Here is a 20424-nt window from a genome sequence, read left to right as displayed (position 1 = left end):
CTCTTATTTGCGGTTGTCCAAATCCAGACGTCGTTTCGCGCGGTTTCTCAGCCAGACAAAGAGCACCGAGCCAACGATACAACCAAATAGCAGCCCTAAAATCGCCAGCAGCGCCGAGTGCTGATTTGCATACCAAATCACCCGCATTTGCGTTGGCATCTCGCCACTCGGGAACTGCTCACCCACGCGGAAGCTGCGCACACCGTTCTCATTGGTGATCACCGCTGCGTCGCCACGGATCCCGGCGTTAATTTTCGCTGAGGCGAGGTCACCGTGCAGACGTGAGAGCTGCTCGTCATTGCTGCCGATAGCCAGTACCACCAGACGATCGTTATTCCACGGTGAACGGAAGCTGACAAAACCGCGCCAGGCTTCGTTGGAGGAGAAGTAGCGATCAGCATCCAGCCCGTCTGATGCCCAGTCCCCTGCTATCCAGCGTTTGATACGCTCCCAGGTCGTTGGCTCACGTACGCCCAACGTAGAGTCGTGCATCACAAACGGCGAGGTATTGAGGATCGCGCGGTTAAAGTCATGCTGATCCAGGCCCGTGACCGCCAGCACATCGCGGTCGTTCAGCAGTTCAACACCCGCCCCGCCAGTGGGTACGCCGAGCAACACGCGGTTGCGGCCCAGCGCCGTTCCCGTCGCGTTACCGGAACGCGCCGCCATATCCAACAGCGTGGCAATCTGCGTTTCAGTCGGTTTTTCCGGCAGCATCAGCACCGTTTCCGAATAATCCGCAAGCCGGGTGAACGGGAAGGACGCACCCACAAAATAAGAGAGGTTCGGCAACAGCGCGAAGTGACGCGTATGGCTGAGATCAATCCACGAGTCGTCTTCGATACGGCTCTTAATGTTATTGTTCAGCAGCACGCTACACGGGGCGCTCGCCTTGGGTTGAATGTTGAAGTACAGCGAGAGCTGGTTGTCGCCATAGATCATGTACGGCTCCAGCGGCATATCAAACTTCTCCTGGCGCGCATCACCGCCAAGCTTATGCCACAACGTTTCCAGCGCCCCCTGCTTATTCACCGGCAGGTTATGCAGGAAGGTATCGTTCATGGTCATGCTGAGCCACGAACGGTCTTCATCAATCCAGCTTTCCGTCGGAAAACGGTAACCAATATGCAGAGGTATCGTTTCGCCATCCCACAGGAACAGATCCGGTGCCGCACGGAATGCCACGCGCAGCGGATCGTGCCACAGCCCCGTGGTGGTCAGGCTCTGATCTTTGCGGATCAGTTCTGACAGTTTTACCGGACGATCGGTTGGGATCCAGCGCGGCGCATCGTAAGGCTTACTCGCCGGGATCGTTTGGGGGGTAACATCTACCGACGGCGTCTGCATGGCGAAATTGCCGCGGGTTAAACGCCATGCCGCCGCGCGCAGGCTGGCATCATCTTTACCCACCACCAGCAGCAGTTTATAAACCGGGTTTGCCGGGTTATCGACCACTTTGAGTAGCGGCTGCTCGGTAGTCGGTAGCGTCAGGCCACCAATTTGCTCGCCCGGATGACCAATCAGGATACCGTTCTTTTCCGGCAAGCGGTCATGATAGGCGGCAAACGATACGCCACGGTAGTCTGCCTGGATCCCCATCCACGATGAGATCAGCGCACTGGCGCTTAAGGTATCGGCGCTCAGCTTCGCCGGGAAGGCCATACCGATCGCCGCCGGGGTCATTTGCATGCTGTCAAAGAACGGGCGCGGGAAGTGGCTTAAATCAGCGCCAATGTCCAGTTGTTGCCCTTCCAGCTCGAAATGGGAATCCGCCATGATGATGACACGATATTTATCACTCAGATCGCGCTGGCACTGCATGGCATCGCCATCGTTGATTTTAAAGCTCAGGTTGTTGCTCGACACCATCAGCGCTGAGGGAATATCCAACTGATAACGCGCGGTGTCGCTGTCGGTCACGGTCAGCGGTACCGTCCCCAGCGGCTGACCATTGAGCATCAACTGCATGGTGGCATTGCGCGCCACCATCGCGGGCGAGACTTTCAGGTTCAGTTCAAGGCGCGCCGTGGTAATCACCTGGTCCACGGGCAGGGTAAAGGAGGCGCCCCCCTGGAACTGACCACCCGTCAGGGAAATCCCTTCCGGGAAACCCATCTGCGCGAGACTGATGCTGTTAACCACCGAAGGAATAAATACCGGTGCGCCCGGCGGCGGCACGGGTGGCGTCTCCGCCGGCTCGTTTAATTTCAGTAGCGACTCGATGGAGGTGTCTTCGGCATGCAGCGGCATCATAAAGAGTGCGCCGACCAGCACAGCCAGTGTTGTCAGACGTTTCATGCGTTGCCCTCCTCCTGGGAAGCGGCCTGGTCCTGGCCGGCGCGCAAACGGCGGTTTTCGCGACGGTCTTTCCAGGTCAGCCAGAAGAGGTCAAACACACAACGCATAATGGTCCCCAACGAACGGAACGGGTTGTCCTGAGGTTTCGGTGGGTGAATCCATGCATCCGCACGGGAGAGCACCACGCGCACCAGTTCACGACGGCGGGCCAGCGGGATGTCTTCAAACATCAGACGAATCGATTCTTCATCCGTGGCGATGGTTTTTACCGGAATGAGGATCGCGCCGGATTGCAGCAGCAGCTCAATCTCTTCAATCTCATCATCGAGATGGCGATCATCCGGTGCCACAATACGGCAGCCGCCCATCGACAGGTCAGCGGTATGGCTGCGCGTCACCACGCCGCTGGCATGGTGGAGCAGTACCGGGATTTCCGCATCAATTCGAATGGTTTTACGCGTCTGTCGGGTTTCGCGCGCAACGGCAATCGCGGCCAACAGAAAGATCAGACTGTACAACCCCCAACCGACGTTTAGGGCGATAACGCGCGGATCCACGCCAAAGTAGTCATGAGCACAGGCGCGAACGATACCGGCAATCACCCCGGCCGCCAGCAGCAGGGCGATAATCAAATGCGGGCGCACAACGCTAAAATCAAAGTACCCCACGTCCAGCAGCGCACCCTTGTCGGTCACGTTGAATTTGCCGCGTTTCGGGAAAAACATCGTCACCACAGTCGGCAATGCAATGTGGAAGGCCAGCACCAGGTCGTAGATCTCCCCCCAGAAGCTATAGCGATAGCGCCCGTTCATGCGCGAGTTGACGTAAATCGCGAGGAACAGATGCGGGAGCGCATAGGCGAAAACCAGGCTCGCTGAGGAGTGAATGATGTTCAGGTTAAACAACAGATAGGCCAGCGGCGCGGTCACAAACGCAATACGCGGCAGCGCGAACTGATAGTAAAGCATGGCGCTCAGGTAGCACAGGCGCTGTTGGATAGTCAGGCCGCGACCAAACAGCGGGTTATCCAGACGGAAAATCTGCGTCATCCCACGCGCCCAGCGGGTACGCTGGATAACGTGCAGCACCAGACGTTCAGTCGCCAGACCGGCAGCCAGTGGGATATCCAGGAATGCCGAGCCCCAACCACGGCGCTGCAACTTGAGCGCGGTGTGAGCATCTTCGGTAACGGTCTCTACGGCAAAACCGCCAATCTCTTCCAGCGCGCTACGGCGAATCACCGCACAGGAGCCGCAAAAGAAGGTGGCGTTCCAGTTGTCGTTGCCCTGCTGAATTGGCCCGTAGAATAGTGTCCCTTCGTTAGGGATGTTACGCCCAACGGAGAGGTTACGCTCGAACGGGTCCGGCGAGTAGAAATAGTGAGGTGTCTGCACCAGCGCCAGTTTCGGATCTTTCAGAAAACCGCCGACCGTCGCCTGCAGGAAGATGCGTGTCGCAACGTGGTCGCAGTCGAATACGGTAATCAACTCACCCTGCGTCAGCTTCATGGCGTGGTTGAGGTTACCGGCTTTGGCGTGATTATTGTCGTTACGTGTGATGTACCCAACGCCAACGTCTGCGGCAAAAACAGCAAACTCGCGGCGTTTGCCGTCATCCAGCAGGTAGATATTCATCTTATCACGAGGATAATCAATGCATTGCGCCGCCAGCACCGTATCACGCACCACATCCAGTGGCTCGTTATAGGTAGGAATATAGACATCCACCGTCGGCCACTGGCTCATATCATCCGGCAGCGGCACAATCTCGCGTTTTAACGGCCAGACCGTCTGCAGATAGCTTAGCAGCAACATGACCCAGACGTAGACCTCCGCCAGAAACAGCCCCATCCCAAGAATGGTTTCAATTTCGGAATTAAAATGCAGGGTTTGCGTCAGGCGGAAATACATATAGCGCGTCGATAATAAAATCGACATGACCACCATAATGACAGACACACTGCGTTTTTTGCTGAATCCCATTAAAAACAGCACACCGATACTGAGCAGACCAAAAATATACTGTTTCTGGCTGTCCATAGGCGTAATGATGACCAGCAGCGCAACAGGTAGCATTGCCAGTACCAGCAAAACATAAAGAAACTTTTTCATAGGTTGCCCTGCGCGAATTAGAAGCCAGACATTTTCGGTTTACTGTGAACCGTGCCGTCTCCGATTTTTACGCCTAATATTCCGGCGACTCTTTTTGCAATGAGCTCAATATCGAATGCAGCGGCGGATGCAGGACTAAAGTCGAAAACCGATTGCTGCGAAGCATTCGCTTCTATGACGCTTTCATCACGATGAATAACGCCTAAAAGCTGATTACCTAATTTCTGTTCCATGAATGCGGTGACATCCCGGCTGACCTGGCGACGGTTGTCGCTCTGGTTGAGCACGAAATAATGGCCCGCTTTTCGATTGAGGACATCCCCGGTAAGACGGTGATTTTCAACGTGAGGCAACAGGGAAAGAGAGGCGGTGTCAGCCTGCATGATGACCAGATGCAGATCGGCCAGGCGCGACATAGCTTTCAGTGCAGCAGAGGGGCCGGGAGGAAAATCGGCCACAATGATCAGGCCCGGATAATTCAGCAACGTGTTGAGGCCGCGAATCAGAAAATGTTCGTCATTCGTCAGACGTTCTTCAAATACCAGGCGTTGATCTTCACTGGCTTCGCCATAAGGCAACACAAAGATATTCCCGCCTGCGGTCAAGACGAACTGACTCCAGTCCGAGGACTCAGCCGCTTTGGCGACATAACCACGCTCGTCAGACAGCGGCACGCCAAAGTGCAGACGCAGTGCGTTCTGCACGTCAAAATCCAGCGCCAGGACCTTACTGCCAGAACGCGCAAGGGCGTAAGCCAGATTAGCCGTGAGCGTCGTTTTCCCAACACCACCCTTCGGTGAACAAACACAAATCAACGGCATGAAGCGATCCTTTCTAGCAAAGATTGTAAAGGTTGGTTTTTTTCTACGGTGGGTTTTGCTTCTGGCGCTTTCGTTGCAAACAGCCGGGAATAATCAGCTGTCGCAGACGGAGCAGGTGCGGTGGTGGTCGTTGGTACAACCGGGTTAGCCACCGGTTGGGCAGAAGGCGCAACGGGTGCCGCCGATTGCGATGCAAGTTGTCCGGCAACTTCGCGGAAAATAGACGGGGCGGTCACCGCCGGTAACGCTGCGTCGACAGAGGGAAGAACGCTTTCGGTGCTGTTTTCGGTATTCGCGGTCTTTTCAGTGCCTTCTGTGGCTTCAGTACTTTCGACACTCACGACAGGCTCATGACGTTCGTCGCTCGCGAAGACATCCGGGGCGACAGCCTGCGGTTGCGGCAGCGAAACGTGTCCCCCGATTGCCAGTTTAGACTCCTCTGTTGCAGGAGCCAGCTGATTCATGATCGCCCAACTTCCATGGTCAGGAGAGAGGTTCTGCGCCGACAGATCCTTGAATTCGTATTTTTGGTTGCGGGTCTTATCCTTAAACCTCTGCAAATCATCATAATGGTTCATAGCTATACTCATGATTTACAAAATAAACTATATACCCACCACCTACATAACCTGAGCGATCAGTTATTGGTAGATTCGTTTTATAATTAGGCTGCTCACCTGTTGTGTGGGTACGTAGATGCTTTGGCTATTAACAATTCGCCTTATTATCGCGTGGCTAAATTACATCTGTGCTAACACGCTGTTTATTTCTAGCAAATATATAAATTTCACCTGTACACATGCTATCTTTTTTTTCCCTAAAAATCATTAAAGTAGTTAATAGCAACTCGCCACGTTGAACATCTACCTAAGAATCAACTTAATGTGGATAACTGACACAAAAAACCAAATAATACACGGCAGGCAGGGTTTTACGCCAGTATGAATAGTGTTCGATTTAATTATTTGTTACCCGCTGAAATATATAGAAATACTTATTTGATTTAGAACCAGGATAAAAAACGGCAACTCACGATAGCGATGAGAATTAGCGTAACACGCCTGTTTTTAGTAGGGACCGGATGAGCAAGCTGGTCTGGATGCAGGTAATGCGTTAAAAAATAACAACGCGCTATCCGGCAAGGGAGACGGCATGTTGATTAGTGCACAAGCATTGAATGTAATCATCACCATTGCTCGCTGCGGTAGTTTTGCCGCAGCCGCAGAGGAACTGCATAAAGTACCGACGGCACTCAGTTATACGGTTCACAAGCTGGAAAGTGAATTGGGACTCAAGTTATTCAAACGCCTCGGGAAACAGCTCGAATTAACGGAGGCTGGCCGTTATTTCATTAATAAAGGCCAGATTATCCTGACTCAACTGGAGGATCTCCAGTTTGCCACCCAGCGTATTGCCGCTGGTGTCGAGACTCGCCTCAATATTACTCTTAATAATATTGTCAGCCTGCGACCTGTGTACACGCTGCTATCAGAAAGCGAATTACTTTTCCCGCAAACCGAAATTCATATCGCGATTGATGTACATGATGGCGTCTGGGACGCCTTACTGGAAAAACGGGCGGATATCGCCATTGCCGCGCCCAACCAGGTCGCCTTACCCGGTGAAATATGCTGCCTGGAAATTGGCACGGTCGAATGGCTCTTCGCCATCGCGCCCGATCACCCTCTTACCGCCATTCATCGTCCGCTGCGTGCCGACGATCTGCGTCCTTATCCTGCGGTGTGCATCCCCGATACCTCGGTAAAACTTGAGCCTAAAGTTGCCTGGCAGCTACGGGGACAAAAAGCGGTGGTCGTGCCTGACTATCATGCGAAAATCTCTATGCATCTCCAAGGGCTGGGCATTGGTTTTTTGCCGCGCCATATTTGCCAGCACTATATTGATGATGGCCGACTCGTACATCTGCATGTTGAAGAGAGCAAACAACCGACGCCGCTGTTTCTGGCCTGGCAAAGCCGCCCGCCGCGCCCCTGTTTTAACTGGTGGCTGCAGCAATTAAAACAGCCGGAGGTGCAGAAAGGGTTATTTACGCCATTAAGCTAAGGCGTGCGCTGCCGTGAGGATGCCCGTCAGCATATCGTGACCAGAAGAGTGCCCATACCCGGCGACGCGGGCGATGGTCTGCGGCCCTGTCTCGCTTTCACCTCTCGCCAGCGCCAGCAGTTGGGCGCTGTAATGATGATTACAGCCCTGCTCCAGCATGGCGCGGCTGATATCGGTCGTACGGTCGAGTAAGGGGAGCAGCGCTGCGTTGAATGCCGCTGCGTGCGCAAAGCGCCAGTTATGGAGAACCAGCAACACGCCCAGCAGGAAATCATCTCCGGCGGGGGTGAGCCCCTCCCCCCGACCAATAAAGCCCATAAGAAGTTCGTTAAGCTCCCCTTCACCCGTGCACAGCCAGTGGATCAGCGAGGTCTGTGCGCGTATTAACGTCACGTCCGTACGCAGCGCGAGGCGAATGCCTTTTTCCGGCTGATGGCTGAAAAAGGCGGCGATCTGTGCTGCCAGGCGCGCCAGCATTTGCGCTTCGCCACAGGGTATTAGCCGCGTGGAAATCGGCATGGCTGAGCCCAGTTCGATACGCGCTTTTGTGCCGTACAGGCAGGTTTCATCACGCCAGCACAGCCGTTCCCCAACGCTAAAAAAGGGGCGCAGGTCAACGCAGTCAGTCACCATTCCCGCCGGGGCCAGCGGCATACCGCTCGCCTGCACCACCCATAGCTTCCCTTGTGGCGTTTGCACGTTACAGGCGCGCTGAAAAACCGAATGGACCCGAAGCCAGGGAACCATCGGGCGCCAAGGGGGTAACGCGTCGCAGAGTTGTATCGCCGCAATATCTCTTCCTGAGGTCATGATTACGCCTGTCAATAGGTGCGAGGTCACAAATCCGCTATCTTGTTTTGGGTGATTTTTTTACCCAAATCCGACGCTTGTACGCCTAAAGCCTCGCCAGTACACGATTTACGCATTATGGCGTTTTCACGTACAGAGATGCCTCATATTTTTTGAGGTTCAGGCAGAAAAGCTTTTTGCGCACACGGCGTTATCACTTCGTACACTCCAATTAAAGGCGAATCAACAAAGGAACGTTTATGCGCACGATTAAAGCTCAACCTTTTAACTTTCAGTTCGATCCCGCCACCACTGCACTTGTGGTGATTGATATGCAGCGCGACTTTGTTGAACGCGGTGGTTTTGGCGAAGCTCTTGGCAATGACGTCTCCCTTGTTCGCCGTGCGATCGAACCCTGTGCCGCATTGCTGAAAAGCGCTCGCGAGGCGGGTCTGCTGGTTATTCATACCCGGGAAGGACACCGTGCTGACCTCAGCGATTGCCTGCCCGCCAAACGCACCCGTGGCGGTAAAACCTTTATTGGCGAGCCCGGTCCGATGGGCCGCATTCTGGTGCGAGGCCAGCCGGGCCACGACATTATTCCCGAACTCGCGCCACAGGCCGGCGAGCCGGTGATTGATAAGCCAGGCAAAGGCGCGTTTTACGCCACTGACCTGCATCTCATTCTGCAATCTCACCGCATCGCCTCTCTCATTATCTGCGGCGTCACCACCGAGGTGTGTGTGCAGAGTACCGCCCGTGAAGCCAACGATCGCGGCTATGAACTGGTGATTCCGGAAGATTGCTGCGCCTCTTACTTTCCGGAATTTCATCAGGCGGCGCTGGCGATGATCAAAGCCCAGGGCGCCATTGTCGGCTGGGTGAGCCATTCAGCGGAGGTCATTGCGGCGCTGCGCCCATGACGCTCCGGCAGACCGATACAACGTAGTAAGCAGCAAAGCGAGTACCGTTTTTGCCCGAGGATAAAAGATGACACTGCACTATCAATGTTTCCCGAACCTGTATAAGGACTCCGTTTCCCTTATGCAGATCTCCGCCAAACTCAACGCGCTGGATGGGGTAGAGCAAGCATCTGTCGCCATGGCGACCCCGGCTAATATTGAACGCATGCGCGACGCGGGCATGGACATTGTCATCGACGCGCGCCCTAACGATCTGTTAATCGCGCTGGAAGCCAGCGAAGCTGCTGCGCAAGCGGCGCTGGAACTCGCGGCCTCCTTGCTGCGCCCGTCGGCAGTCGAGCCTGTTTCCGGCGCGACAAACCGTATACCTGTCAGTATCGCTATGGGTCTGCACGACGCGCTGGAGGCCAATTTTGCCCTGATTTCTGTGCCAGGCCGCTATGCCGCTGCCGAAGCCTTGAAAGCGCTGAGCAACGGTCTGCACGTGATGATATTCAGCGATAACGTTCCGGAGGATCAAGAAGCCGCCATCAAGCGTTATGCCAGTCAGAACCAGTTGTTGGTCATGGGGCCGGATTGCGGTACCGCCTTTATCAACGGTATGCCACTGGGCTTTGCCAATGTGGTACGACGCGGCGCTATTGGCCTGGTGGCAGCATCCGGGACCGGACTACAAGAGGTCAGTTGCCATATTCACCATCTTGGCGCTGGCGTGTCGCAAGCCATCGGCACGGGCGGGCGCGATCTGCACGAAGCCATCGGCGGTCTGAGCATGATTCAGGGCATCACCCTGTTAGCAGAAGATCCTGAAACACAACTTATTGTTCTTATTTCTAAACCACCAGCACCAGGGATTATGCAAAAAGTACTGGCCTGCGCACGCCAGTGTGAAAAACCCGTCGTCGTCCATTTTCTGGGCGCCGACGAGCACAGTTTGCAATATGAAGGCGTCATACCCGCACTCAGTCTGCGTCACGCAGCAGAGATTGCGGTAGCCACGTTAGAGGGTAAAAAGGCGCCCAACGAGACCAGCACCAGGGAATCTCTCCTCGTCAAAGCCCGGGGCAGCATCGGGGCAATGGCGGCAAAACAAAAAGACATTCGCGGCGTATTCGCCGGTGGCACATTCTGTTACGAAGCACAACTCGCCCTGCTGGCGGCGGGGCTGTCATGTGAATCCAACGCCCCGGTTCGTGGGGCCACGGAGTTACGCAGCCGCCAGCAGGGTACCGGACATAGTCTGGTCGATATGGGGGATGACGAATTCACCCAGGGCCGACCGCATCCCATGATTGACCCCAAACTGCGCAACGCACGCCTGCTGTCGGAAGGTCGCGATCCCACCACGGCGGTTCTGCTGTTTGACATTGTTCTGGGCTACGGCGCCAGCGCAGATCCTTGCGCCACGTTATTGCCCGTACTGGACACGCTGCGGCAAGAAGCCGCTCAAGCGCAGCGACACCTTTTGCTGATTGCGCACGTTTGCGGGACCGAAGACGATCCTCAGAATCGTCAGCAGCAAATTGAATGTTTAGAACAGGCTGGCGTTCTGGTGGCGGACAGCAATATCGAGGCCGCGCGACTGGCGGCTTTTGTAGCCCTTCAACGGAAATAGATTATGACGACGTTATTTCAACAACCGCTCAGCGTGCTCAACCTGGGTCTGGAGAGTTTCGCCAATAATCTGCGGGATGCAGGGGGGGACGTGTTGCATCTGCAATGGCAGCCCGCAGCATTCGGCGATGAAGAGGCTAACTGGATGTTGGCGAAATTAATGGCGGATACCCGCGTGGATGCGGCAAATGACATCGCGTTGCAGCGCTACCTGGATGCGCAACCGGTGCTGATCGGAATCAGTACAGCGCAGGAAGCCATTCCGGCGCTGGCAGCAGAACGCAAAATTTTGCACGCAGGTCCGCCCATCGCCTGGGCAGACATGTGTGGCCCGATGCAAGGGGCGATTGCCGGGGCGATTGTGCTTGAAGGGTGGGCTGACAACGTTGAGCAGGCCATGCTAATGGCGGCAAATAGCGAGGTCGCGCTGGAACCCTGCCATCACCATCACGCCACCGGGCCAATGGCGGGGATCATCAGTCCTTCCATGCCTGTCTGGATAGTAGAGAACAAAACGCATGGCAACCGGGCCTACTGTAATTTCAACGAAGGACTCGGGAAAGTGCTGCGCTTTGGCGCCAATCACGAAGAGGTCCTGACCCGTCTGCGCTGGATGGCCAATGTACTGGCGCCTGTGCTCAAGAAAGCCCTTGCCATGAGCGGCAATATAGAACTTAAGCCAATGATTGCCCAGGCGCTACATATGGGTGATGAATGCCATAACCGCAACGTCGCGGCCAGCGGGTTGTTCTTTCGCCGCCTGGCCTCCCATCTGGCCCGCATTGAAAAGGGCCCGGAAGTGCTGGAGTTTATCGCGGCCAACGATCACTTCTTCCTGAATCTCTCCATGGCGGCCTGTAAATCGATGCTCGATGCCGCCAGCAATGTCCCGCACAGTTCCATGGTCACGGTGATGGCACGCAACGGCGTCAACTTCGGTATCCGTCTTTCCGGGACCGGCGATCGCTGGTTTCAGGCTCCGGCTAATCCGGTTGATGGCCTGTTCTTCCCCGGTTTTGGCGTTAATGATGCGGCGGCGGATCTGGGCGACTCGGCCATTACGGAAACCGCTGGTATTGGTGGTTTTGCCATGGCGGCGTCACCGGCTATCGTGAAATTTGTTGGTGGCACCCCGGCCGATGCGGTGAGACACAGCCAGGCCATGCATGAAATTACCTTAACCACCCAGCCAGCCTTTACCCTGCCCGCCCTCAATTTTGTGGGCAGCGGCTGCGGCATTGATGCGCGGCGCGTTGTCGATAGCAATATTCTGCCCATTATCAATACCGGTATCGCCCATAAGCTGGCAGGGGTCGGGCAAATTGGCGCGGGCATTACCACCGCACCGCTGGCCTGCTTCATTGCCGGGCTGACCGCCCTGTCGCAAGGGAACGATCGTGTGTAGCGGTAAGGTCGCTGTCGGCGGCAACGCAGCGCTGGCTTAGCCAGCTTTCACTCGCCGAAGCAGAAGCGCTGCTGCAAAGCCGAGAATTTGGCGCAGGCAGCATGGCCCCGAAAATTGAAGCCATGCTGACTTTCTTACGCGCTCAGCCGCAGGGGCTGGGCCTGATTACCACGCCGCAGGGCATTTCCCGCGCGCTAAGCTGCAAGGGTGGCACCCGTTTTACCCGCTAACGCTGCACACTTTTCAGAGCAAAAAACCATGATAAGTAATAAGATTTTACTGGCCGTTAATGGCACATTAATGCGTGGCCTTGTGCTTAATCCTAATATGATTGCCGCACAGGCTGAGTTTGTTCGTGAAGACACTACCGCCGCCTGCTACCGCTGCTGGAGCATTAATGATAATCACCCAGGCATGATTCGCACACCCGGAGAGGGCGGGCAAATTGCGCTGGAAATTTGGGCGGTGCCGCCTGCCGGGCTTGGCGAGATCCTGCTAAAAGAACCTGCCGGATTGTGTGTCGGTAAGGTCGAGTTGAGTGACGGTAGTGAAGTACTGGGTGTGCTGGCCGAACCCTGGCTGGTAGAAGGACAAAAAGAAATTACCTCTTTGGGAGGCTGGAGAGCTTATACCGGCCACTTTATGACTGCTTGATAACGTCAGGAGTAGGATCATGGCGCAAGGAAATCTCGCTCATCGGCCACAGCTTTGGGTCGCTGGCGATTTAAATGCTTTTTTTGGTCTGTTCACGAATGTGTTATTGAATGTGCTGGTGCTCTCCGGGCTGGCACTGTACGTCGCGCAAATCCCGACAACAACGGTTTATGGTCGTATCCTGCCTGCTCTGGGCATTGCACTTCCCCTCGGAAATCTCTTCTATGCCTGGCTTGCCTGGAAATTAGCCCAGCGCGAAGGCCGCAATGATGTTACCGCCCTGCCTTATGGCCCCAGTGTGCCGCATATGTTTATCGTGGTCTTTGTGGTGATGCTGCCTACGCTGCTGGTTCATAAAGACTGGATGCTGGCGTGGAAGCTGGGTCTTATCTGGGCGATGTTTGTCGGTATTATTGTCCTGCTCGGCGTTGTCGTTGGCCCGACCATCCGTAAATATACCCCGCGTGCCGCTATGCTCGGGACGCTGGCCGGGATCGCGATTGCTTTTATCGCGATGCGCCCGGCTTATCAGATGTTTGATACCGCATGGATTGGCGTCATCTGCTTCGCCATTATCCTGCTCAACTGGGTCGGGAATGTCCGTCTGCCGTTCGGTTTACCAGGCGGGCTGGCCGTGGTCATCGTTGGCTGTGTGCTCGGCTGGGGGGCTACGCTGCTGGGTCTGAGCGACATCATGAACCCGGCTGCCGTAAAAGAAGCAACCGGCAATTTTGCGCTCCATCTGCCTTCCCTTACCGGCGATGTGTTCAGCGTGCCGTCGGAGCTGGTCTGGCCGCTGCTGGTGACGGCTATCCCGCTGGGTATCTTCAACTTTACTGAAATCCTCAATAACGTGGAATCTGCCGCCGTAGGTGGCGACAGCTATAACCTGCGTGCGGTGCTGGCGGCAGATGGCGTGGGGGCGATTGTCGGTGCGCTGCTCGGCTCGCCGTTCCCGCCTGCGGTCTATATCGGCCACCCCGGCTGGAAAGCGATGGGCGGGCGTATCGGTTATTCGCTGGCGACCGGTATTGCGATGGCGATTGTCTGTTTCCTGGGGCTTACCGCACTGCTGCTGTCGATCATTCCGCTGGTCGCGATAGTGCCGATTCTGCTGTTTATCGGGCTGGTGATTGGCGCACAGGCGTTCCAGGTGTCGCCGAAACGTCATGCGCCCGCCATTATTCTGGCGCTGGTACCGAATATCGCGGAGTGGGCGAAAACGCAGGTCGATGGCGCACTGAATGCAGCTGGAGCCAACACGGTGAATCTGCCTGCTGAGGTGATGACCAATATGGCCAATAACGGCGTGCTTTATAACGGTATGGCCACCACCGGTGGGGGTGCCGTGCTGGCAGGGCTGATGATGGGGGCGATTGCCGCGTTTATCATTGACCGTCGTTTTAACTGGGCGGCGGTCTATGCCGCGGCTGCCACGGTGCTTTCCTTCTTTGGTTTTATTCATGGACACCAGATGGCGGTTAACGCCTCGCCAACGGTGACTTTCGCCTATGCGGTGGTGACGGTGATGCTGACCTTCCTCGCCTGGCGTCAGGTGCGCGAGCAGGGCAAACTGGACTGGTCGCCGATTGATAACGACAGTGAGCCGATGAGCTAAAACCCGCAGTCCCCGGTGGCGCCGCGCTTACCGGGGCTACGAGCGGTAACCCGGATAAGCAATTCGCGCCTCCGGGGAGGGATAAAAAAACCGGAGCACATGGCTCCGGTTTTTTATTTCAGCGCATTACGCCTGTGGCTTCTCGCCGTTTTCATCCTGATCGACCGCGAAGCAGGCAACCAGTTGGCCGCCGTAGTCTTTGAGCTGCGGCTGCAACTGGGTGCAGGGACCGAAGCGGCGGCGGCAGCGGGCGTTAAACGCGCAACCCGGCGGCGGACTCAGCGGGCTCGGCAGCTCGCCGGTCAACTTGATGCGCTCGCGGCGATCGTCCGGGTTCAGGCGCGGCGTCGCAGAGAGCAGCGCCTGGGTGTACGGATGACGCGGATTAGAGAAGATCTGGTCCTTGGTGCCCTTCTCGACGCAGCGGCCCAGATACATCACCATCACTTCATCGGCAATGTGTTCCACCACAGACAGGTCGTGGGAGATAAACACATAGGACAGCCCCAAATCCTGCTGCAAGTCCATCATCAGGTTCAGCACCTGCGCGCGAACAGAAACGTCCAGCGCGGAGACCGGTTCGTCGGCAATCACCACGTCCGGGTCCAGCATCAGACCACGGGCAATAGCGATACGCTGACGCTGACCACCGGAGAACATGTGCGGGTAACGGTCGTAATGCTCGGTTTTCAGGCCGACTTTCGCCATCATCGCCAGCGCTTTCTCACGACGCTCCGCCTTGCTCAGGGAGGAGTTAATCAGCAGCGGTTCTTCCAGAATCTGTCCCACTTTTTTGCGCGGGTTCAGCGAACCGTACGGGTTCTGGAACACGATCTGGATTTTCTGGCGACGCAGTTTCTGCGCATGCGGATCGTGTTTCAGCAGATCCTGCCCCTGGTAGTACAGCTCACCACCGGTCGGGGTTTCGATCATTGTAAGCAGACGGCCCAGCGTGGATTTACCACAACCGGATTCACCGACCACAGCCAGCGTTTTGCCACGTTCCAGGGTGAACGATACGCCGTCCAGCGCTTTTACCAGGCGTTCCGGGGCAAACAGCCCCTTCTTCACCGGGTAGTGTTTTTTCAGGTCGATAGCCTGCAACAGCGGTTGCGTGGCGGCCTCGTGCGTACTCATAGTGTGGGCCTCCCGGCATCATCGAGTGGGTAGTGACATTTCGACTGGCGTCCACCGTCAACGGTGTTCAGCGCAGGCTCTTCGGCGCGGCATCGGTCCGTTGCATAGGGGCAACGCGGATTCAGCAGACAGCCATTCGGGCGGTCATACTTACCGGGTACGACACCTGACAGCGACGCCAGACGCGCTTTATCCTGCGCAAACTCCGGCAATGCCCGCAGCAGTGCCTGGGTATACGGATGACGCGGTGCGCGGAAGATATCTTTCGCCGCCCCGGTTTCCACCACCTGGCCTGCATACATCACGATGATTTTGTGTGCCGCTTCGGCCACCAGCGCCAGGTCATGGGTGATCAGGATCAGCGCCATGTTCTCTTTTTGCTGTAGCTCCAGCAGCAGCTCAATAATCTGCGCCTGAATAGTCACGTCCAGCGCAGTCGTTGGCTCATCGGCAATCAGCAGTTTCGGCTGACACGCGATCGCCATCGCAATCATGACACGCTGACTCATCCCACCGGAGAGCTGATGAGGATAAACGTCCAGCCTTGATGCCGGATCGGGAATACCGACCTGGTTGAGCAGATCAATCGCGCGCTGGCGGCGGGTGTGCTTGTTGCCACCCTGATGCACTTTGATCGCTTCCATAATCTGGAAACCGACAGTGTAGCAGGGGTTCAGGCTGGTCATCGGATCCTGGAAGATCATCGCCACTTCGGAACCCACCAGACTGCGGCGCTCTTTTTCCGAAATGCGTTTCAAATCCTGACCGTTAAACTCCAGATTTTCCGCCATTACGCGGCCTGGGAAGTCAATCAACCCCATGATCGCCAGCGAGCTGACCGATTTACCAGAGCCAGACTCACCCACGATGCCAACTACTTCACCCTGATTCACACTGTAGCTTACGCGGTCTACTGCGCGAAACTCGCTGCCTTCGTCGCCGAAGTGCACCGATAATTTATTAACATTTAATAACGCCATCTCGAACCTCTTACTGCTTCAGTTTGGGGTCGAGCGCATCACGCAGGCCGTCACCCATCAGGTTAAATGCCAGCACCGTCAGCAGGATCGCCAGACCAGGGAAGGTCACGACCCACCAGGCACTTTGCGCGAACTGCAACACGTCGGAGAGCATAGTACCCCACTCCGGTGTTGGCGGCTGCGCGCCCATGCCAAGGAAGCCGAGGGCGGCCATGTCGAGAATGGCGTTCGAGAAACCGAGCGACGCCTGAACAATCAGCGGCGCAAGGCAGTTAGGGAAAATATTGACGAACATCTGACGCATCGCGCCAGCCCCCGCCACGCGGGAAGCCGTCACGTAATCGCGGTTAACTTCCACCAGCACCGCGGCACGGGTAAGACGTACATAGTGCGGCAAGGCGACGAAAGTGAGCGCTAACGATGCGTTGACTATCGAAGGACCAAATATCGCCACCAGGACCAGCGCCAGCAGCAGGCTCGGCAGTGCCAGCATGATGTCGACAACACGCATGATGATGCTATCGATGACACCGCCAAAGTAGCCCGCCACCAGACCGAGGATAATCCCCATGATCAGTGACAACACCACCACCAGACAGCCGACCAGCAGCGACAGGCGCGCACCAAACATCAGACGCGACAGGGTATCGCGGCCTACGTCATCGGTACCCAGAATATGCGACCATGTGCCGCCATCCTGCCAGACCGGCGGCGCCAGCAGCGCATCGCGGAACTGATCCGCCGGGTTATGCGGTGCCAGCACGTTCGCGAAGATAGCGATAAGCAGCATCACGATCACGTAAACCAGACCAACAACCGCGCCTTTATTACGTTTGAAATAGTGCCAGAACTCCTGCAGCGGAGTCATCGGGACCGGTGCAGAGATAACTTTATTTTCAGTAACTTGTGACATGATGGCCCCTTACTTCTTGTGACGAATACGCGGGTTCACCACGCCGTAGAGCAGGTCGACCAACAGATTGACGAGAATGATCATCGTCGCGACCAGCAATACCCCACCCTGCACAACCGGATAATCGCGGCGTTGCAGCGCGTCAATCAACCAGCGGCCCAGGCCCGGCCAGGAGAAGATGGTTTCCGTCAGGATCGCACCAGCCAGCAATGTCCCGACCTGCAGACCGATAACGGTCACCACCGGCAACATCGCGTTACGCAGCGCGTGGACGATGATAACGCGCATACGGGTTAACCCTTTGGCGCGCGCGGTACGGATATAGTCTTCGCCCAGCACTTCCAGCATCGAGGAGCGAGTCATACGGACGATAACCGCCAACGGGATTGTCCCCAGCACGATAGCAGGCAGAATCATGTGCGCCAGGGCATCGATGAAGTTACCCTGCTCGCCCCAGATAGCCGTGTCGATCAGCATAAAACCGGTAAGCGGGTTGCTGTCATCAAGGAACACCATGTCACTGACGCGCCCGGATACCGGCGTCAGGTTCCAGTGTACCGACACCAGCATGATCAGCATCATGCCCCACCAGAAGATAGGCATTGAGTAACCGGTCAGCGCGAGGCTCACGGCGGTATGATCAAAAATGGAACCACGCTTCACAGCAGCCATTACGCCCACCGGGATACCGACAGCCACCGCGAAGATCATGGCGCAGACGCCGAGTTCCAGCGTCGCTTTAAAACGCGGTACGAACTCGTCCCACACCGGAAGACGGCTCTTAAGAGAGATCCCTAAATCACCATGCAACACGCCCCACACATAGTTGACGTATTGCTGCCACAGCGGCTTGTTGAGACCAAGCTCTGCCAGCAACTGGGCATGACGCTCAGGAGAGATACCACGCTCACCTGCCATGATCATCACCGGGTCACCGGGAATCATATGAACGAAGGCAAAGGTGAGAAGGGTGATACCGATAAACGTCGGGATAACTAGCCCCAGACGTCGGAGGATGAACTGCAACATAACCCGGATTCTCTGTAGTGACGCATGCACCTGGCGGTAGTGCGTCTGTATTGCTCACAAATGTTTGGATAAACGGGAAAATCCCCTCTATCCAGGCCTTTTCCCGGAGGAATAAGGAACAAAAACCCTCCCCCCGGAAAGGGAGGAGGGACTCAGGCATCGTGCCTATTATTCAACTGACACGTTTTCGAAGTGGTGTTTGCCCAGCGGATCAACCACGTAGCCTTTGACTTCTTTACGCACCGGCTCATACACGGTGGAGTGCGCGACAATCAGTGCCGGAGCCTGGTCATGCATCACTACCTGAGCCTGTTTGTACAGTTCAATACGCTTGTTGTGGTCGTCAGTTGCGCGAGCCGGCTGAATCAAGTCTTCAAACGGCTTGTAGCACCAGCGAGAGTAGTTGGAACCGTCTTTCGCCGCAGCGCAACTAAACAGGGTTGCGAAGAAGTTATCCGGATCCCCATTGTCGCCGGTCCAGCCCATCATTACAGCCTGGTGCTCACCCGCTTTGGCGCGTTTCAGGTACTCGCCCCACTCGTAGGTAACGATCTTGGCCTGAACACCGATTTTCGCCCAGTCAGCCTGAATCATCTCAGCCATACGGCGAGCGTTCGGGTTGTACGGACGCTGTACCGGCATCGCCCACAGTTCAACGGTGAAGCCCTGCTCGTGGCCGGATTCTTTCAGCAACTGTTTCGCTTTCTCAACGTCGTAGGTGTAATCCTTAACGTCGTCGTTATAGCCCCACATTGTCGGCGGAATCAGGTTTTTCGCGGCTACGCCAGCACCCTGGTAAACGGCTTTGATGATCGCTTCTTTATTTACCGCGTAAGTCAGCGCCTGACGCACTTTCACGTCATCAAACGGTTTCTTCTCGGTGTTGAAAGACATGTAACCGACGTTCAGGCCAGCCTGCTCCATCAGATTAATGTTTTTGTCTTGTTTCATACGAGCGATGTCAGCCGGGTTCGGGTACGGCATAACCTGGCACTCGTTTTTCTGCAATTTGGCATAACGTACGGAAGCGTCAGGCGTGATGGAGAAGACCAGACGGTCAATCTGCGGCTTGGTGCCCCAGTAACCTTCAAACGCTTTGTACAGAATACGGGAATCTTTCTGGTACTGTTGCAGTTGGAACGGACCGGTACCGATCGGATCCAGGTCTACTTTGTCCGGCGTACCGGCTTTCAGCATGTTGTCGGCATATTCTTTGGACAGAATAGACGCGAAGTCCATTGCCAGGTCAGCCAGGAATGGAGATTCCGGACGGGTCAGCACGAATTGAACGGTGTTGTCGTCGACTTTCTTCACTTCGCTAATCAGGTCTGGCAGGCCCATACCTTCAAAGTATTCGTAGCTGCCGCCAGAGACTTTATGGTACGGGTTCTGGGCATTTTTCTGACGATCAAAGGAGAATACGACGTCGTCCGCGTTGAATTCACGCGTCGGTTTGAAATCTTTGTTGTCCTGCCACTTCACGCCTTTACGCAGGTGGAAAGTGTAGGTTTTGCCATCGGCGCTGATATCCCACTTCTCAGCAAGACCCGGAATGACCTCAGTAGTACCAGTTTTGAACTCAACCAGACGGTTATAAATCGGCACAGAGCTGGCATCGTAAGTAGTACCAGAAGTAAAAAGCTGTGGGTTAAAGCCTTCAGGCGAGCCTTCTGAACAATAAACCAGGGTTTTTGCCTGCACGCTGGCCGCCACAGTCATAGCCACCAGGCTAAGACCAAGCTTCAGCATCCCTGACTTCTTCAAGGAAATACTCATTATTCTGCTCCAATGTGATATGTGTTGTTACCCTTGCGCTGGGTTATCCGACAGGCCGTTATTAGATTTTTGCCTGGACTTATCGGAAGCTATGAGAGACGGGAAATCCTTTCACGAGATTGACTGAGTTGCAGTGCAGATTCTCCATGAAATGCCCCTCATGCCCTACAATCTGTCAATAGAATGTCAAAACGTCAATACAGGTAACGGGGATTTACATCGTTGATGAGAATCAACAAACAAAGTTAAAAAAAACTTCAAGCTGCTATTTTCAGCAGGTAAATTTGTGCTA

At 55.6% G+C, this 20424-nt stretch carries 17 protein-coding genes; 7 read left to right on the top strand and 10 right to left on the bottom strand.

Translation table 11 applies throughout. The features are described 5' to 3' along the window. Positions 1 to 3: 3 nt before the first annotated feature. Genes bcsB through bcsO form a run of 4 tightly spaced genes read right to left on the bottom strand, consistent with a single transcriptional unit; the run spans position 4 to position 5808 of the window. Positions 4 to 2298, bottom strand: a complete 2295-nt coding sequence (gene bcsB / locus ACS0RQ_RS01090) for a cellulose biosynthesis cyclic di-GMP-binding regulatory protein BcsB (protein ID WP_271849365.1) — start codon at positions 2296 to 2298, stop codon at positions 4 to 6. Continuing rightward, a complete protein-coding gene (gene bcsA, locus ACS0RQ_RS01085; protein WP_110296465.1) occupies positions 2295 to 4409 on the bottom strand; it encodes a UDP-forming cellulose synthase catalytic subunit in 2115 nt (704 codons plus the stop codon). Before bcsA ends, bcsB begins: the two co-directional genes overlap by 4 nt. Positions 4410 to 4426: 17 nt before the next feature. Then, positions 4427 to 5230: a cellulose biosynthesis protein BcsQ gene (gene bcsQ / locus ACS0RQ_RS01080; RefSeq protein WP_271849366.1), complete on the bottom strand. Its 804-nt coding sequence runs from the start codon at positions 5228 to 5230 to the stop codon at positions 4427 to 4429. Continuing rightward, complete coding sequence (gene bcsO / locus ACS0RQ_RS01075) at positions 5221 to 5808, bottom strand: cellulose biosynthesis protein BcsO (protein ID WP_271849367.1); 588 nt, start codon at positions 5806 to 5808, stop codon at positions 5221 to 5223. The genes bcsQ and bcsO overlap by 10 nt, the downstream gene beginning before the upstream one ends. A 574-nt stretch (positions 5809 to 6382) precedes the next feature. On the opposite strand from bcsO, the gene ACS0RQ_RS01070 reads away from it, so the two are divergent. Beyond that, positions 6383 to 7294, top strand: a complete 912-nt coding sequence (locus ACS0RQ_RS01070; protein WP_271849368.1) for a LysR substrate-binding domain-containing protein — start codon at positions 6383 to 6385, stop codon at positions 7292 to 7294. On the opposite strand, the gene ACS0RQ_RS01065 is transcribed toward ACS0RQ_RS01070, so the two are convergent. Then, entirely contained in the window at positions 7286 to 8104 is an 819-nt protein-coding gene (locus ACS0RQ_RS01065; protein ID WP_271849369.1) for an oxamate carbamoyltransferase subunit AllH family protein, read from the bottom strand. The two genes, ACS0RQ_RS01070 and ACS0RQ_RS01065, sit on opposite strands and share 9 nt — an antisense overlap. 239 nt (positions 8105 to 8343) lie before the next feature. On the opposite strand from ACS0RQ_RS01065, the gene ACS0RQ_RS01060 reads away from it, so the two are divergent. The 6 genes from ACS0RQ_RS01060 (at position 8344) to ACS0RQ_RS01035 (ending at position 14297) form a co-directional block, all read left to right on the top strand. Beyond that, on the top strand, positions 8344 to 9006 hold the full coding sequence (locus tag ACS0RQ_RS01060; RefSeq protein ID WP_271849370.1) for a cysteine hydrolase family protein: 663 nt from the start codon (positions 8344 to 8346) through the stop codon (positions 9004 to 9006). A gap of 67 nt (positions 9007 to 9073) precedes the next feature. Beyond that, positions 9074 to 10621 carry an acyl-CoA synthetase FdrA gene (gene fdrA, locus ACS0RQ_RS01055; RefSeq protein ID WP_271849371.1) on the top strand — a complete coding sequence of 516 codons (1548 nt, stop codon included), beginning with the start codon at positions 9074 to 9076 and terminating at the stop codon, positions 10619 to 10621. A 3-nt stretch (positions 10622 to 10624) separates the two neighbouring features. Further along, entirely contained in the window at positions 10625 to 12025 is a 1401-nt protein-coding gene (locus ACS0RQ_RS01050) for a YlbE family protein (RefSeq protein WP_271849372.1), read from the top strand. Between the two features lie 101 nt (positions 12026 to 12126). After that, positions 12127 to 12255 (top strand): hypothetical protein, encoded by a 129-nt coding sequence (locus tag ACS0RQ_RS01045; protein ID WP_271849373.1) that lies wholly within the window; start codon positions 12127 to 12129, stop codon positions 12253 to 12255. A gap of 28 nt (positions 12256 to 12283) precedes the next feature. Next, on the top strand, positions 12284 to 12679 hold the full coding sequence (locus tag ACS0RQ_RS01040) for an allophanate hydrolase-related protein (RefSeq protein ID WP_039080203.1): 396 nt from the start codon (positions 12284 to 12286) through the stop codon (positions 12677 to 12679). 19 nt (positions 12680 to 12698) lie between these two features. After that, positions 12699 to 14297: a regulator gene (locus ACS0RQ_RS01035; protein WP_271849374.1), complete on the top strand. Its 1599-nt coding sequence runs from the start codon at positions 12699 to 12701 to the stop codon at positions 14295 to 14297. Between the two features lie 126 nt (positions 14298 to 14423). On the opposite strand, the gene dppF is transcribed toward ACS0RQ_RS01035, so the two are convergent. The 5 genes from dppF to dppA all read right to left on the bottom strand — a co-directional run bounded on the left by dppF (position 14424) and on the right by dppA (position 20132). After that, positions 14424 to 15434 carry a dipeptide ABC transporter ATP-binding subunit DppF gene (dppF, locus tag ACS0RQ_RS01030; RefSeq protein WP_039080201.1) on the bottom strand — a complete coding sequence of 337 codons (1011 nt, stop codon included), beginning with the start codon at positions 15432 to 15434 and terminating at the stop codon, positions 14424 to 14426. Next, the gene (gene dppD / locus ACS0RQ_RS01025) at positions 15431 to 16414 is read right to left on the bottom strand and encodes a dipeptide ABC transporter ATP-binding protein (RefSeq protein WP_271849376.1); all 984 of its coding nucleotides are present in this window, start codon (positions 16412 to 16414) and stop codon (positions 15431 to 15433) included. Before dppD ends, dppF begins: the two co-directional genes overlap by 4 nt. A 10-nt stretch (positions 16415 to 16424) precedes the next feature. Further along, on the bottom strand, positions 16425 to 17327 hold the full coding sequence (gene dppC, locus ACS0RQ_RS01020; RefSeq protein WP_039080199.1) for a dipeptide ABC transporter permease DppC: 903 nt from the start codon (positions 17325 to 17327) through the stop codon (positions 16425 to 16427). 9 nt (positions 17328 to 17336) lie between these two features. Next, on the bottom strand, positions 17337 to 18356 hold the full coding sequence (gene dppB, locus ACS0RQ_RS01015) for a dipeptide ABC transporter permease DppB (RefSeq protein ID WP_039080198.1): 1020 nt from the start codon (positions 18354 to 18356) through the stop codon (positions 17337 to 17339). Positions 18357 to 18524: 168 nt separating this feature from the next. Next, a complete protein-coding gene (dppA, locus tag ACS0RQ_RS01010) occupies positions 18525 to 20132 on the bottom strand; it encodes a dipeptide ABC transporter periplasmic-binding protein DppA (protein ID WP_039080197.1) in 1608 nt (535 codons plus the stop codon). Positions 20133 to 20424 lie beyond the last annotated feature (292 nt).

This window comes from Phytobacter diazotrophicus (assembly GCF_052061655.1).
Lineage (GTDB): Bacteria > Pseudomonadota > Gammaproteobacteria > Enterobacterales > Enterobacteriaceae > Phytobacter > Phytobacter diazotrophicus.
This window is presented reverse-complemented; position numbering and strand designations above follow the sequence as displayed.